This is a genomic window from Pedobacter sp. AC212 (genome assembly GCF_979258625.1).
The window spans coordinates 2,606,662-2,621,737 of sequence record NZ_OZ409870.1; the positions used below are offsets into that span (position 1 = coordinate 2,606,662).

Sequence of the window (15,076 nt, forward strand, 5' to 3'; positions counted from 1 at the left end):
TATGAAATTGAAATTCCTTTTTGTTCTTGCAATCTGTTTATTGGGCTACGGCAAATCGTGGTCGCAAGATTATTTAAAAACATCAAACGAACTTATTGCAAGGGTGGTTCCAAAGCATCAATCGTATTTTCTCACGGAAAAACTGAACGCCAAAGATGGAAAAGATATCTTCGAAATTGAAAGCAAGGGCAACAAAATCCTATTAAGAGGTTCAAGCGGCGTGGCCATCGCTTCAGCATTTTATCACTATTTAACTGAGTACGCACATTGTCAAATCACCTGGAACGGCACTAATTTAAAACTGCCTGCTACGCTTCCAAAGGTACCAGCCAAAGTGCGAAAAGAAACGCCTTACGAATATCGTTACTATTTGAACTACTGTACATTTAACTACAGTATGAGTTGGTGGGACTGGGCCAGATGGGAAAAAGAGATTGATTGGATGGCTTTACACGGAATCAATATGCCACTGGCAATTACCGGCGAAGAATATACCTGGTATCTTTTATATAAAGAAATGGGTTTTTCTGATGAAGAATTAAGTGGCTTTTTTACTGGTCCGGCATATTTCTCATGGTTTTGGATGGGCAACATCGATGGATGGGGTGGTCCTTTACCTGTTTCATGGATGAAAGAACACTTTGATTTGCAAAAGAAAATTTTACAAAGGGAGCGGGCACTTGGTATGAAACCTGTGCTTCCGGCATTTACTGGTCACGTTCCTGCCGCCTTTAAGGCAAAATACCCGAATGCAAAATTAAAAGCAACCAACTGGACCAATGGTTTTGCAGATACTTATATTCTGGATTCTGAAGATCCGATGTTTGCCCAAATAGGTAAAAAGTTTCTGGAGAAGCAAACGGAACTGTTAGGAACGGATCATCTTTATTCTGCAGATACCTTTAATGAAAATGAGCCACCATCATCAGCACCTGATTATTTAGGTAAACTGAGCGCAAGAATTTATGATGGAATGTCTCAGGCCGATCCAAAAGCCGTTTGGGTGATGCAAGGATGGCTTTTTTATAGTGACAGAAAATTTTGGAAAGAGCCGCAAACCGAAGCTTTGTTAAAAGCAGTTCCGGACGATAAAATGATTTTATTGGATCTGGCTACAGAAATTGAACCCGTTTGGAAACGAACGGAAGGCTTTTATGGTAAGCCCTGGATTTGGAATATGCTTCACAATTTTGGCGGCAACACCAATTTATTTGGTCGCATGGATGTGGTGGCAACCGCACCCGCCGAAGCGCTGGCCAATCCAAAAAGTGGTAAAATGAAAGGTATCGGTTTGAGCATGGAAGGGATAGAACAAAATCCGGTTTTATATGAATTGATGATGGCCAATACCTGGCAAAAAACACCAATCGATTTAAATAAATGGCTCCCTAAATTTGTTAACAACCGTTATGGAACCAAGGATCAGCATGCACAAGATGCTTGGAAAATTTTACGGAAAACGGTTTACAATGTACCTGCTGACAAATATATCAGAGATGGTGCAGAATCTATAATTCAGGCCAGACCAACTTTAGATTCCCTTTCACGATGGGCGAAAACTACGCTGAACTATCATGAGAAGGATTTACTTCCAGCATGGGATGCGTTGATAAAAGCCAGTAAAAATTGTAAAGCCAGTGATGGTTATCAATACGATATTGTTGATTTAACCCGCCAGGTACTCGCCAATTATGCCTTGCCGATTCAAAGAAAATTTGTTGCTGCATATGAAAGAAAGGATCTTCAGGCATTCCAGATCGAGAGCAAAAGATTTTTAAATTTGATTGATGACATGGACAAACTATTAGCCTCAAGACAAGACTTTTTACTTGGTCCATGGGTAAGCGATGCGAGAAGATGGGGCAAAACCGAAAAAGAAAAGGCGCTTTACGAAATGAATGCGAAAGATTTAATCACCCTTTGGGGCGATGCTAAAAGTCCGCTAAATGAATATGCTTGCCGCCAATGGAGCGGATTATTAAGTGATTTTTATAAACCACGCTGGCAAATGTTTATTGCTAAAGCGAGTAATGCGATCATCCAAAATAAGAAACTGGATGTTGCAGCCATTGAAGCTGAATTAGCAGATTGGGAATGGAAGTGGGTGAACAAACGCCAGGATTATCCTACTAAAACAGTTGGAAATCCGGTAACACTTTCCATTGAGATGTATAAGAAATACAGAAAAGAAATTGGAGAAGCCCATCAGAAAAAACAATGATTCAATCGATTAACACTAATTACTCGACAGATTTGGCCGAAAAAGCAGTTACTGGTTTTTTTAAACATGAGTTTGCATTCTTCGTGAAGATTACGTTGATCATTTGCCTGTTTTTTAGTTCTTCTTTTGCGCAACAAAAGGATTTGATTCGATATGTCCAGCCATTTTCTGGAACTTCTGGCAGTACCACGAAAGCAAGCCAACATGTTGAGGATAAAACGGAGCGCTTGGCGAATACCATTCCGGCAGTTGCACCGCCTTTTGCAATGACGCAATGGACACCGCAAACACAGCTTAGCGAGAAAAAATGTCTGGCACCATATTATTACAATAACGATAAGATTTTTGGTTTTAGAGCCAGTCACTGGATTAGTGGTTCTTGTACGCAGGATTATGGCAGTTTTACCATCATGCCAATTTCCGGAAAATTGAAAACTGCCGCCCATGATTATGCCGAAAATTATAGTCATCAAGGCGAGATCTCGCAGCCGGATTATTATAAGGCAGTGTTTCAGAAATATCGGTTGGAAACAGAAATCACGGCTACGCTCCGCAGTGGTATGCTTCGGGTAAAGGCATTAAAAGCAGACAGTATTTATCTGTTAATTAGCCCAAATAGCGATCAGGAAAAGGGTTTCATTAAAATTGATCAATCAAAGGGTGAAATCTCTGGCTACAATCCTGTTCATCGTATTTATCAGGGATGGGGAGAGCCTGCTGGTTTTAGCGGCTACTTCTTCATCAAAATTAATAGAAAATTTACTAGAAGCGGTACTTTTAGCGAAGGCAGAACGGATACTGCAACATCCATAATCAATAAGAAAAACATTGGCGTTTATGCTGGGTTCAAACTGGAAAACGGCGAGCAAATTGTCATATCTTCCGGAACTTCTTTTACCAGTATAGCAGCTGCAAAAGCCAATCTGGAAGAAGAAATTGGCTCATTAAGTTTCGAGGAGGTGAGAAGCAAGACCAGAAAAAGCTGGTCTGAATCGCTTTCACAAATTAAAATTGTAGGTGGGGATGAGAAAAAGAAAAAAATATTTTACACGGCACTTTATCATGCCCAGCAACATCCAAGGCTTTTTAATGATGTTGATGGCGGTTACCCTCGTTTTGCTGGAAACTATCAACGCGAAATAGCTAAGGGAAATTATTACGATGATTTCTCCATGTGGGATATTTACCGGGCTCAGCTTCCTTTGGTGGAATTGTTGCAGCCAAAGCTGGCCAATGCCTTTGTTCAATCGTTAATATCAAAAGGCGAGCAGGGTGGATGGTTACCTATTTTTCCATGCTGGAATAGTTATACTGCTGCGATGATTGGCGATCATTCAACTGCTTTCATTGCTTCTGCTTACAACAAAGGGATTCGTGATTATGATATCCAGAAAGCTTATCAACTCATGAGGAAAAATGCTTTCGAGATGCCAGATTCTGCAGATTATCTAAATGGAAAAGGCAGACGGGGAATAAACAGCTATCTAAAATATGGCTATATCCCGATGGAAGATAGCATTCCGAATGCGTTTCATAAAAAGGAGCAGGTTAGCCGAACGCTAGAATATGCATTTGATGACTATGCATTGAGTACAATCGCAAAAGATTTGGGTAAAACAGAAGATTTTAATGCGCTAGATAAAAGGGCATTAAACTATAAAAATGTTTTCGATACAAGTGTCGGGATGGTGAGAGGGCGTTACAAGAATGGAACTTGGTTCGAACCGTTTCTTGCCGATCACCGTGAACCTTATATCACAGAAGGGACGCCGAGACAGTATAGTTTTTATGTGCCTCAAGATGTACCAGGTTTGGTTAAGTTAATGGGTGGACCTAAGAAACTAGAGAATGAATTAGATTCTTTGTTTAACAAACAGGAATATTGGCATGGAAATGAGCCTGGTCATCAAATACCTTTTCTGTACAATTTTACCGCTTCGCCATGGAAAACCCAGCTGCAGGTTAACAAAATCCTGAATGAAGAATACGATGAGGGAGCAGGTGGCTTAAGCGGAAACGATGATGCTGGCCAAATGTCGGCCTGGTACGTTTTTGCCTCACTCGGATTTTATCCGGTAGATCCGGTTTCAGTATTTTATGAAGCAACTACACCCTCATTTAATGAAGTATTGGTGCGCTTCCCAAATGGTAAAACCCTAAAAATAAAAAAGATATCAGGGCAGAAAAGTAAAGGCTACATTAAAAAAATAGTACTCAATGGGAAAGCTATAAAAGGCTATCGATTAAATCACGCAGATTTGATTAGGGGTGGTGAATTGATTTACTACACGTTCTAATTTCGTTCTGCGGTCAGTCCCGATTTTCCTCGAATGCAAGTCAATTTCATCATGATAAGAAAGCTTGCTACAGGTGACATTGCCTACATCAAGCTCATTTTTGTATAGTTGAACAAGATGTAGGCAAAATGAAAATGTTTTAACTTTGATCGATTTGGCCGGGAATAAGGCGGATTTCTTCCAGTCCGTGTTCAATCTTCCAGTTTTCTATAATGGGCTGTTCGAGCTCAATCTGCCGATATTCATCAGGCGACATAATGGGCACACCATGTACAATGGGATAGTTTCTTTGGCATGCTGAGCAGGATAAAATGCCTTCCAGTACATTCAAGTTGGTGTCTTTTACAAAAATTTTCAATTGAAGATCCGCCTTATCAAAAGGACAGCATAACTTATTTATGGTTTTCATTCTCATATCTTATTCTTTTGGTTATTTAGTGCAAGTTGAAAGGCCTTTGCTTCCTTTTCGGGATTGCTCGCTCCAAGTATTCCTGAAATTACAGCAACACCATCAAATGGTATTTTTAGTTTTAACATGGCGGTGTTCTCTGGAGTCATTCCACCTGAAACGAAAAATGGAATATTGGTAATCGCTCTGGCTTGTTGTACCGTTTCTGGCGAAACGATATCACAGCTCCCAGCTGAGCTTGATGGAAACATGGCGCAAAAGGAGATATAGTCAATGTTGTACTGGTTTGCGCTGTGGACGGTATCCAGATGGCCCGAGCAGGTTACTCCGATAATGATTTTTCTTCCTACAGCCTGTCTAATGTTCAGCAGGTCACCTGGTAGTTGATCAAAATGTACGCCGTCGAGGTGATCGGTTTCAAGTAGCAATTTCCAATCCTCATTAATCAGTACCGGAACAGAGTAGGGGGCGCAAAGCCTGGCGATGTCGCTAATGAGCGACAACTTATCAACTTGCGCAGGCCAGTTGTCCCATATTTGTACGATGTTTATTCCTCCAACTAATGCCAATTCAATGCTTTTGAGTAATGTTTCCCTTTCCAAAGCAGGATCCACTACCAAATAAATGCCGCCCTCGATTGTTTTTTTTACTATTTCCATCCTTTTTGTTTTGAAGTAAAAAATGCATTCCAATAAGGGTCAGTAGAAAAGTAGGGTAAGTCGGTAACGTCGCCATTGGTAATGAGCTTGTACCCACGCTCTCTTGATGTAAACTTTCCAATGATAGTGGCCTGAATATGCTGGTCTGCTAACTTTTTTATAAGTGCATTTGCCTGAAACTTATTTACTGCCATAACCATGCTGCCGGTACCTACAGTGAATCTTGGATCAAGGCCAAACAAGTCAGAAATTTCCTGTACCGTTTGGCTTACGGGAATTGCACTGTTTTCGATTTCGACCCCGTTACCGGAAGCAATGGCCATTTCATAAACCGCTCCTAAAACTCCACCTTCAGTTACATCATGCATGGCGCTAACAGCATTGTTCCCAAATTCTTTCGCTATTAAAGCCTCAGCCAAACTGGATGTTTGATAAAACAAGTTACAAGCCAGATCATAATGTTCCTTTCCGATAGCATTCTTCACCGTTTCGGGGAAACTCATCGCCAAAATTGCTGACGAAGATAACGCACAGGCTTTGGTTACCAGGATCAGGTCGTTTTGTTGTGCATATCGGCTTAACAAAATGCTCTCGCGAGGGGCATAAAGCATCATTGTACCACCTCCGGAAATCGTGGAGTTCTGTCCTTCAATCCTTCCGGTATGCCCGCCCGTAATGGCTACGCCAATCGAGCTACAATATTGATGCACAAAGGTCCAATAGGTATTGAAATCCTGTTCGCTGAGTGAAGTGGGCAGATTTAAAACCATCTGTGCGTACATGGGTGCAAAGCCGGTGGTAGCCATGTCGTTAGCCATAAGATGTACCGATAACCAGGCCGACTCTTGCAAACCGAGGGAGGGGATGAGCGTAAGTGGGTCACTGGTCATGGCCAAAGCCAAACCATTGGGCAAATTCACAACAGATACATCTACTCCGAAAGCTGGTCCACAGTGTATTTCGCTACGGTCTTTTCCGGTTTTTTTCAAAATGATATCCTCAAATTCCGTATTGTTGATTTTTCCTGAGCTCATATTCTATCAGTCATTAAATCGAACATATAAACCGAAAAAATCACCAATCGGCAAGCTCCACTGTTGCATAGGAAACCACTTCGGAAGTCCTGTACAGGTCCATTCTATGGTATATTCACGTCCTTTTAACGCTTCATGAATCTTTTGGCTGAGCAACTTTGGGGTATAAAATGTTGCGGTAAGATAAAAGGGGTTTTGGCCAAAGATTTCCTGAATTCTTCTTCTCAACACTTTTGGTGAATTTCTATTCATCATTCCGAATGCAATTCCTTTTTTGCCTACCCGAGCAGCCTCCCTGATCACCTGAACGGGATCGCGATAGTATTCGAATGTGGTAATGAAGGCCACGGCATCAAAGCTGTTGTCTTTGAAGGGCATAAAGTGTGAATCGGCATTGACCAGATCGCCATCAAAAAGATGAACTGCCTGCCCCAGCATAAATGGCGAAAGATCGCCGCCAGTAGCTTCGATCCCTATTTCTTTCCACCATCTAGTAAAGCGGGTTGTGCCACAGCCAAATTCCAATAACTCGCTAATGTTTTTATCCTTCCCCACAAGTTCAGCCATCACCTTTTTTTGCCAAACTTCGGCACGTTTGTACCGGCCTTCATACCACTGTTCGTAGGTGTCGGTATGTTCACGGTTAAAAAACCATTCCTTTCGGCCCTGCCAGTTGCTAAGCTTTTCGGAAAGTACATTGAAACTTTTTTGTTCTAATTGCATATGCTTGAAAATTTTAAACGCCTTACTGTTTACCGGATTTCGGATAGTGAACAGCGCTTAAATTCAAACAGCCGGGTTGGCCGCAATCTATTTGAGCAGGTGCATCCCTACGCCGGTATTATCCGTGTCAGGTTCGCGGGTATTCATCTCAGCCTTTAACATTTTGTTAAAAGCACCCCGTGCAACAGCAGCAAATATATAAATTCTGGTTAAAGTTGAAATAATTTTCTGTAATCATTTAGTGGATTACTGTATTTGCGTTCTTGTTTTCAATTTCAGGATTTCAAAACAACATGCTTGATTCCTGCAGGAAAAAAATAAAAATTTTAAACTTTAAAAAGCCTGGGCATGTTTACTCTTAACAGATTTGATCGTCATTTTGGGTGATGACGAAAACAATTATCCTTGAAGATTTTAAGAAATATTAAACCATCACAAAACATATTTAATGGGCAGATTGATTAGTAAACAAATTTCTCTAAAAAAAAGAACAGGTGTTTTTGGACTTCTTTTGTTGATTGGAATGTTCATCAGTGCCTGCCATAAAGAAGATGAAAAAGGCTATGTGATGGATGGCAAACAATTTGCCATCTCTGTAAAACAGGAGCATCTTTATCAAAACGATATATTGGCTAGGTTGGAAAAAAGCCAGGGAAATCCTGCACTTGCTGACCTTGTGAACAAAAGGAGATTATCTTCCACCGCTTATAATAACGATCTGGCTAGCTTTGATTTTTTAAAGGATACGGATACTTTCAATCTCTCAGAGAAGCATGTCTTTAACCTGGAGAATGCCGATAAAAAAATGGGAGAGGAGCATTTGCGTACGCTCTTGACAATGCTTATTGATTCTGATCAAACCCTGATCGGACTCCATGTAAAAGCTTCATCTAACCAGGGTGTGCAGGATGAACGACTGCGGGTTTGGGCAAGAGAAAAGATTTCTTCGTTACGAGACAATCTCAATGAGGTTCAAAAGATAAAATTATAACCACTTGAATATTGTTGAAAAGGGATTTAGTTTCAATTTTATTTCACCTTTAAGATATAACCGAGTCCATAAACATTTTCTATACTCACCTGGGCAGAAGCTTTAAAAAGCCTCCTTAGCCGGGAAATAAAAACCTCCAGACTTTTGCCATTAAAGTAATCATCATTGCCCCATAAAGCCAAAAGCAAGTCTTTTTTCTTTACCACCTGATTGATATTTGCCGATAGATGATCCAGAACTTCGGCTTCCCTCACTGTCAAAGAGATTTCTTTCTCATCAGGTAAAAGCACAAAAAGCTGATCTTTTTGATAGCTGATGTCGCCAATTTTAATGATGCCGGCCACCTGCGTTTTGGAGATAATCGTGGTATCTGAGAACTTATTTACGATATTTCCAATCCTAAGCACCAGTTCCTCAATTTCAAATGGTTTGGAAATGTAATCAATGGCGCCAATTTTTAATCCGCGTAGGCGATCCTGTTTTTCATTATGTGCCGTTAAAAAGAAAAATGCCTGGTTGGGGTTAAGCTTCATAATTTCTGTACTCAAATCAAAGCCGTTCATATCAGGAAGTTGAATGTCTACAATCATGAGTTTATTGTCGAGTTGATGCTGGCGGTAATGTTCAAGTGCTTCGGTAGCGGTTTTAAACCAGAGTACACTAAAACCCCGAAGTTTTAAATACTCCGAAATCACATTTCCCAAGTCAACCTCATCTTCAATAATTATGATATCATATTTCATGTTCAACTTTAGTTTACGTGCTCATTTGTGTTAACAGGATTTTTGGGGATGTGTACCATAAATTCGGTGCCTGAACCGAGATGTGAATTTACTTCAATATTCCAACCATGCAAATCAAGGCACTGTTTAACATAATATAGTCCCAAGCCCAAGCCAGAAACAGTTTTTTCACGGTCTGCTCTAAAAAATTTATCAAATAGCTTTGGCTTGCTACTTTCTTCTATGCCTTTGCCATTATCCGCGATGTGGAGGGTATAGTCATTATCATTTTCAGTAATAAAAATGGAAGTTTTTTTAGCGGTACTTTGATTGTGTTTAAAAGAGTTATCGAGCATGTTTTGCAGCATCGTTGTAAAAACAAATGGGTCGATTACTAGCAAAATTTCATGGTGATAGGGATCAAAAGTAAGGGAATGTGGTTCTTCAACTTTGATACTAAAATCGTTAACAATAGTGAGCACCATATAATTCAGATCGGTTTCTTCCAGGTTGATGTTGTTGTTTATTTCAGAAATTTCGAGCATCTGATTGATGTGAGAATGCAACCGCATTGCTTGTCGTTCCACAATATGAACCAAAGCTTTTACCCGGCTCCTGTCGTTTAGCACTTCCTCTTCATCCAGGCTTTTGCTGGCTACTAAAATGGTCGTAATTGGGGTATTAAACTCATGTTTGATGCTGTTTAAAAAGTCTGATTTTACCTCAGCCTCTTTCTTCTGGCGCATCCAATTGATGTAGGTGTAATAATTTATCCCCACAATTATTACAATGCATAAGGCCACCAGCAAGAACGTTGGAAGCATTTCCATCGCCACTTTTAATGGTCTACCTGGAGCATCAACAAACAAATTAAAGGTAATGCGATAATCGTAAACCAATGTTCCGCTCACAGAGAGATTAGTTACGCGATTTTGGCTATTCGGGCTAGCGAGCGTGCCGTCGATAATTACCCCAAAAGGATTTACAGCTGGGAGTAAAGTTTCATTGTCGCTTTTCTGTTTAAAGATGAACACGTTTCCCATTTTCTTGGTAAAAGTAAGTTCAATGGATTCGAAAGTAAGCAGATACTGAAGGTTAGCATCTAAGCCGTTACGCTTAACAATTGATTTAAAGATGCTATCCATCGAGCTATTTGCTCTCAGGTTCAGCAATAACGTATCACTCACTTTTTGTGATAAGGCTTTAAATTCATTTTTATTGGCATAGTAGGCAGATTTAAGCCGCGACATATTCCTGGATAAAATGGTATCGATGATCTTTCCGCCGCCAGGATACAACTTATCATCAGAAATACTCCGCCCATATTCATCATTAATCAAAGTTTTATCCTTGATGCTGTATTCTCTATCGCGAAGCATGTAAGTATTGTAGGTTAATCTCAGCTGAACCAAAAGCAGGATGAGAAAACTAACCAATACGACGGATTTATAGATGCGATCTTTCATTTTATGCCTAAAAATAGGTCTATTATTCCGAAATATTATGCTGTTAAGTTTTTGTTAGGCTTTTGTTAGGTTTCCGTTAGATAAATTATTGCCTTAGCCACACTAGCTTTGGATTATAGAAACATCGATTGCTCCTGTGCGTTGATTTACAGTGAATTGTAACCGATCAGTTGTTTCTTAAATGAACCTTTAAAAACCCTACAAACCTAAATTTCCAGTAAAGATGACTATTAAAAAAATCATAGCGCTTCTCCTTTTCGTTTCAGCACTGACTTCTGTTGAGCAGGTTTCTGCCCAACAAAATGCAAAAAAGAAAAACTTAACCGATTTACAACAAGATTTTGTTGATCTGGGTTTAGGCATGTTCATCCACTACGGTATGCCAACTTTTATGGATCAGGATTGGTCTGATCCAGATGCAGCGCTTAATTTGTTTCAATCGCCAAAGCTTGATGCCGATCAATGGGCGAAAGCGGCAAAGTCTGCAAATATGACTTACGGTTGCTTAACTACCAAACATCATAGCGGTTTCCCAATCTGGAATACCAAAACAACCAGTTACAATGTGATGAATACGCCACTTAAACGCGATGTGGTTAAGGAATATGCTGATGCGTTTCGGAAGAATGGCTTAAAAGTGATGTTGTACTATTCTATTTTGGATACCCATAACGGTATACGTCCAAACCAAATTACGCCTGCCCATATCAAATTAATTAAAGAGCAGATTACGGAGTTGTTAACCAATTATGGAGAGATTACTGCACTGGTTATTGATGGATGGGATGCCCCATGGTCGAGAATATCTTATGATGATGTTCCTTTCGAAGATATCTACTATCTGATTAAATCTTTACAGCCAAACTGTTTGGTAATGGATTTAAATGCAGCTAAGTACCCAACGGAAGCACTCTTTTATACAGATATCAAATCTTATGAGCAAGGAGCCGGACAGTTTATCTCTAAAGAAAGCAACAAATTACCTGCTTTAGCTTGCCTTCCTTTACAACAAAATTGGTTCTGGAAAACATCATTTCCAACTACGCCTGTTAAAGATGTAAATGAGTTGGTTAACAAATTCATTATCCCATACAATGGTGCTTATTGCAACTTTATTTTAAATGTTGCTCCGAATAAAAATGGTTTGATCGATGATAATGCCCTTGCCGCATTAAAAGAAATGGGAAAACTTTATAAGCCTTCTGCTAATCCACCAAAATTGCCACAACATCCGGCGCCAATTATTTCAAGCAACATTGCAAAAGGCGTAATTAGTAACAGTACCTGGAGTGATGATATGAATATCATGGATTTTGCAAACGACGATAATTTCAGGTCGAGCTGGTCTTCTAATCCTACTGTTAAAGCACCATGGTACGAGGTAAAGTTTGAAAAATCAATGCCTTGCAACATGATTGTGATTACTGCGGGTAATTCTTCTGGTGCCAGATATGATCTGGAATACTTTGCAGATGGCAAATGGCTACCACTAAAAGCACAAGCAGCTGGAGAGAAAAAGGTGAGCATTTTCAGATTTGAGAGAATCTGGTGTGAGAAAATCAGGGTGAACCTTTCTGGTTTTAAACATGCGCCGGCAATAGCAGAGTTCGCCGTATTTAATGAACGCAATTAAGTGCCAACCCTCCAATTTACCTCAATATTAAATTACGCTTAATACGCTATACTCATGAAATTTAAAACGCTTTTATTACTGTCAGGATTCTTGCCCTTGTTTGCACTTGGGCAAGCAAACGACTTCACGCTATCCGGCAAAATTGGAAACCTTAGTAAGCCTGCAAAAGCTTACCTAGATTATATGGATAACGGCGTGAGCCACGAAGATTCGACCGAAGTGGTGGATGGAGCCTTCCAGTTTACAGGGCCGCTTTCAGGAGTGGCAAATGCCAGACTGGCGTTGGATCATGATGGTGGAGGAAAGCAAAAAGCAATCTATACCGGCGACGTGGTTTATATCTACTTCGGTAAGGAAAAGGTTGTTTTCACTTCAAAAGACTCTTTACAAAATGCTGTTGTGAGTGGTTCGAAAGTTTACGATGAATTTGTAGCGTACAACAAACAAATCGGCGGAACCATCATGGCGCTAACAAAAGCTGTAAATGCAGATTTTAATAGCGGTACGCCAGAACAACAGCGAGACTCTGCTTACATTAAAGCGGTAGATGCCCGTTTCAGGAACAACATCAAAGCTAGAGAGGCAAAGCAGTTCTTATTTGCCAAAACACATCCAAATTCATATTTCGGTTTAGTCGCTTTGTCCGAATCAGCTGGAACCAGTGTAGATGTTGCCAAAGTTTCGCCGGTTTATCAGGCACTTGCGCAAAACCTGCGAGATACGGATATGGGAAAAGAGTTGGCCCAGCGAATTGCTGCAAATAGCGCCACCGCAATTGGTTCATCTGCACCCTTATTTTCTCAAAATAATGTGATTGGCAAACCCGTATCGCTTGAGCAGCTAAGAGGAAAAGTTGTCCTGCTAGAGTTTTGGGCAAGCTGGTGTGGTCCATGCAGAGCAGAAAATCCCAACCTGGTGAAAGACTATAGTAGATATAAAGAAAAAGGTTTCGAAATTCTTGCGGTATCGTTAGATCAATCAAAAGAAAACTGGTTAAAAGCCATTGAACAGGATGGGTTACCATGGCTTCATGTTTCCGATTTAAAAGGCTGGAACAATGAAGTTGGCCGATTATACGGAATACGGGCAGTACCAGCCAACTTCCTTTTAGATAAGTATGGAAAAGTGATCGCCAGCAATTTGAGGGGCGAAGATTTGAATAAGAAATTAGCTTCACTATTTAATTAATTCCTGATAACGAGTTTATTATGCGATTCAAGAGTATTGTGCTTCTTCGTTGGTTTTCGATCTTTGGTCGTGTCGCTTTATGCTGCATCCTGAGTACCCTAACAAGCTATGCACAAAAAAATGGCGCAAAAGTATTGGAACAGCATGTTGCATCAGCGGTGGATAAAGCTTACTCGGCAAGTGTGCGAATTTGGGGTTTCGATACGGTAAGAAATGAACGTACTTCCGCACAGTTTAGCGGGGTTGTGGTAAGTGGCGAAGGCTATATTCTAACCGCCGCACATGTTATTCAGCCAGGTAAAAGTTACAAAGTTTTCTTCCCTGATGGAAAAGATGTTATCGCTGTGGCACTCGGAAGAATAGATGTGAAAGAAACTCCAGGCATACCAGATGTTGGCATGATGAAGATTACAGGTAATGGAAATTGGCCATACGCTGCAATGGGATTTTCGTCCTCGTTGAAGAATGGTGAAGCTTGCCTCAGCATTTCTTATCCCGAGAGTCTTAATCAGGAATTGCCCACTATTCGTTTCGGGAAGATTTTAGATGTAAAAAACCAGTATGGATTTGTACAGTCGTCTTGCAAAATGGAACCTGGCGACTCTGGCGGACCATTATTTGACCTTGATGGAAAAGTAGTTGCGATTCATAGTGCCATTGACGTTTCGGAAGATATGAATTTTGAGATACCGGTAGATATTTACCGGAAATATTGGTCGGCCCTGAAGTTAGAAAAAAATTACAGTGCATTGCCAGCTACTGCTGATAACAGCACCGAAAATTCTCCTCACCTCAGCCCAAACAAAAAGTACGCTTTTAACGAATTAGGTACAGATCAAAATGCTAAGCAAGCATTTCTGGTGGTTAATAGTTTTATAGACGGGGAGCAGCTGGAGGTGTCAGCGAGTGTATTTAACCTAAGAAACAATCTTGGTAAACCGGTGCAGATTTTGGTGAGCAAGAGCAGTATGATTGGCGATTCTGCCCATCTTGTTTACGAGGGCAAATTTTACGACCTGAACATTTTAGCCCGTGATCAAACCAATGATCTCGTCATGCTAGCGACTACCAAACACTTTAAGCATGGAGTAAAGTTGGACAGTAACTACAACGTTAATAACCCGAAGTTGAAGGGCAAATTTGTTTTTACAAAGCAGGCAGATGGTAAAATGGTGGCCAGCATCATCGGAAGCGAGGAGATCACTTTGCCCAAAATAATGAGTCAGCCACTTTTGGGTGCAATGGTGGTGTATGAATCTAGTCCGGCGGTTTTTTCACTGATTAAACAAAAAAGCCCTGCGGCAGCACTGGGACTTGAGGTAGGTGACGAGCTGGTGAGCTTCGGTGGGCAGGAACTAAAAAGTAGCAAGGAATTTGCAGCTGCGGTTTCTCACTACTGGCCTGCTGATCAAGTGCCAATAAGCTGGAAAAGAAAAGAAAAGCTTTACAATGGAACGGTCACTTTTGCATGGCAGGCACAAAATGTTTCGAAGCATCTGGTAGATCGGTTTGCCGGCGGGAAATCAAAAAGGAGAGATGGTTTTGATTCCGTTTATACTCATGACTTAGCGTTGTTGCCCCAACAAATAGGAACTTCTGTTTACGATTTAGAAGGGAATTTTGTGGGAATTAACATCGCAAGGTTTAGCCGGGCTTCCACATTGATCATGCCTTCCTATAAAATTGCAGCTTTCATTCATCAATATAAATTTAAAACCCACTCCTAATTGCAG

The 15,076-nt window shown here is 40.6% G+C and carries 12 protein-coding genes and 1 riboswitch; of the genes, 6 read left to right on the top strand and 6 right to left on the bottom strand.

All coding sequences use genetic code 11. The annotated features are described in order from the left end of the window. Nucleotide 1 precedes the first annotated feature (1 nt). The gene (locus ACZZZC_RS11345; protein WP_463486052.1) at nucleotides 2–2,221 is read left to right on the top strand and encodes an alpha-N-acetylglucosaminidase; all 2,220 of its coding nucleotides are present in this window, start codon (nucleotides 2–4) and stop codon (nucleotides 2,219–2,221) included. Then, a complete protein-coding gene (locus ACZZZC_RS11350) occupies nucleotides 2,218–4,518 on the top strand; it encodes a GH92 family glycosyl hydrolase (RefSeq protein WP_463486053.1) in 2,301 nt (766 codons plus the stop codon). Before ACZZZC_RS11345 ends, ACZZZC_RS11350 begins: the two co-directional genes overlap by 4 nt. Before the next feature lie 139 nt (nucleotides 4,519–4,657). Here ACZZZC_RS11350 and ACZZZC_RS11355 read toward each other — a convergent pair whose 3' ends face one another. The 4 genes from ACZZZC_RS11355 to ACZZZC_RS11370 are packed head-to-tail and all read right to left on the bottom strand — an operon-like array spanning nucleotide 4,658 to nucleotide 7,343. Beyond that, the gene (locus ACZZZC_RS11355) at nucleotides 4,658–4,927 is read right to left on the bottom strand and encodes a Trm112 family protein (RefSeq protein WP_265801430.1); all 270 of its coding nucleotides are present in this window, start codon (nucleotides 4,925–4,927) and stop codon (nucleotides 4,658–4,660) included. Between the two features lie 2 nt (nucleotides 4,928–4,929). Continuing rightward, nucleotides 4,930–5,586, bottom strand: a complete 657-nt coding sequence (locus ACZZZC_RS11360; protein ID WP_463486055.1) for a thiamine phosphate synthase — start codon at nucleotides 5,584–5,586, stop codon at nucleotides 4,930–4,932. Beyond that, entirely contained in the window at nucleotides 5,577–6,620 is a 1,044-nt protein-coding gene (locus tag ACZZZC_RS11365) for an AIR synthase family protein (RefSeq protein WP_463486056.1), read from the bottom strand. The genes ACZZZC_RS11360 and ACZZZC_RS11365 overlap by 10 nt, the downstream gene beginning before the upstream one ends. 6 nt (nucleotides 6,621–6,626) lie before the next feature. Then, nucleotides 6,627–7,343, bottom strand: a complete 717-nt coding sequence (locus tag ACZZZC_RS11370; RefSeq protein WP_463486057.1) for a class I SAM-dependent methyltransferase — start codon at nucleotides 7,341–7,343, stop codon at nucleotides 6,627–6,629. 87 nt (nucleotides 7,344–7,430) lie between these two features. Beyond that, a riboswitch (TPP riboswitch) is annotated at nucleotides 7,431–7,533 on the bottom strand. A gap of 267 nt (nucleotides 7,534–7,800) precedes the next feature. Here ACZZZC_RS11370 and ACZZZC_RS11375 point away from each other — a divergent pair. Further along, nucleotides 7,801–8,334 (top strand): hypothetical protein, encoded by a 534-nt coding sequence (locus tag ACZZZC_RS11375; RefSeq protein WP_463486058.1) that lies wholly within the window; start codon nucleotides 7,801–7,803, stop codon nucleotides 8,332–8,334. A 38-nt stretch (nucleotides 8,335–8,372) separates the two neighbouring features. Here the strand turns inward: ACZZZC_RS11375 and ACZZZC_RS11380 are convergent, their stop codons facing one another. Together ACZZZC_RS11380 and ACZZZC_RS11385 are read right to left on the bottom strand one after the other, a co-directional pair. After that, the gene (locus ACZZZC_RS11380; protein WP_265801422.1) at nucleotides 8,373–9,077 is read right to left on the bottom strand and encodes a response regulator transcription factor; all 705 of its coding nucleotides are present in this window, start codon (nucleotides 9,075–9,077) and stop codon (nucleotides 8,373–8,375) included. An 8-nt stretch (nucleotides 9,078–9,085) separates the two neighbouring features. Further along, nucleotides 9,086–10,522: a sensor histidine kinase gene (locus ACZZZC_RS11385; protein WP_463486059.1), complete on the bottom strand. Its 1,437-nt coding sequence runs from the start codon at nucleotides 10,520–10,522 to the stop codon at nucleotides 9,086–9,088. Nucleotides 10,523–10,745: 223 nt separating this feature from the next. Between ACZZZC_RS11385 and ACZZZC_RS11390 the strand changes: the two genes are divergently transcribed. From ACZZZC_RS11390 to ACZZZC_RS11400, 3 genes are read left to right on the top strand one after another with little or no spacing between them, the layout of a single operon-like run. After that, nucleotides 10,746–12,155, top strand: coding sequence for an alpha-L-fucosidase (locus ACZZZC_RS11390; protein ID WP_463486060.1), 1,410 nt, complete (start codon nucleotides 10,746–10,748; stop codon nucleotides 12,153–12,155). Between the two features lie 54 nt (nucleotides 12,156–12,209). Next, complete coding sequence (locus tag ACZZZC_RS11395; protein WP_463486061.1) at nucleotides 12,210–13,343, top strand: redoxin domain-containing protein; 1,134 nt, start codon at nucleotides 12,210–12,212, stop codon at nucleotides 13,341–13,343. Nucleotides 13,344–13,363: 20 nt separating this feature from the next. Continuing rightward, nucleotides 13,364–15,070 carry a trypsin-like peptidase domain-containing protein gene (locus ACZZZC_RS11400; protein ID WP_463486062.1) on the top strand — a complete coding sequence of 569 codons (1,707 nt, stop codon included), beginning with the start codon at nucleotides 13,364–13,366 and terminating at the stop codon, nucleotides 15,068–15,070. Nucleotides 15,071–15,076 lie beyond the last annotated feature (6 nt).

What these genes read in the sequence shown, in the direction of transcription:
- ACZZZC_RS11370 (WP_463486057.1), bottom strand. Translation starts at nt 7,343, where the DNA reads ATGCAATTAGAACAAAAAAGTTTCAATGTACTTTCCGAAAAGCTTAGC.
- ACZZZC_RS11345 (WP_463486052.1), top strand. Translation starts at nt 2, where the DNA reads ATGAAATTGAAATTCCTTTTTGTTCTTGCAATCTGTTTATTGGGCTAC.
- ACZZZC_RS11390 (WP_463486060.1), top strand. Translation starts at nt 10,746, where the DNA reads ATGACTATTAAAAAAATCATAGCGCTTCTCCTTTTCGTTTCAGCACTG.
- ACZZZC_RS11350 (WP_463486053.1), top strand. Translation starts at nt 2,218, where the DNA reads ATGATTCAATCGATTAACACTAATTACTCGACAGATTTGGCCGAAAAA.
- ACZZZC_RS11395 (WP_463486061.1), top strand. Translation starts at nt 12,210, where the DNA reads ATGAAATTTAAAACGCTTTTATTACTGTCAGGATTCTTGCCCTTGTTT.
- ACZZZC_RS11400 (WP_463486062.1), top strand. Translation starts at nt 13,364, where the DNA reads ATGCGATTCAAGAGTATTGTGCTTCTTCGTTGGTTTTCGATCTTTGGT.
- ACZZZC_RS11360 (WP_463486055.1), bottom strand. Translation starts at nt 5,586, where the DNA reads ATGGAAATAGTAAAAAAAACAATCGAGGGCGGCATTTATTTGGTAGTG.
- ACZZZC_RS11365 (WP_463486056.1), bottom strand. Translation starts at nt 6,620, where the DNA reads ATGAGCTCAGGAAAAATCAACAATACGGAATTTGAGGATATCATTTTG.
- ACZZZC_RS11380 (WP_265801422.1), bottom strand. Translation starts at nt 9,077, where the DNA reads ATGAAATATGATATCATAATTATTGAAGATGAGGTTGACTTGGGAAAT.
- ACZZZC_RS11355 (WP_265801430.1), bottom strand. Translation starts at nt 4,927, where the DNA reads ATGAAAACCATAAATAAGTTATGCTGTCCTTTTGATAAGGCGGATCTT.
- ACZZZC_RS11385 (WP_463486059.1), bottom strand. Translation starts at nt 10,522, where the DNA reads ATGAAAGATCGCATCTATAAATCCGTCGTATTGGTTAGTTTTCTCATC.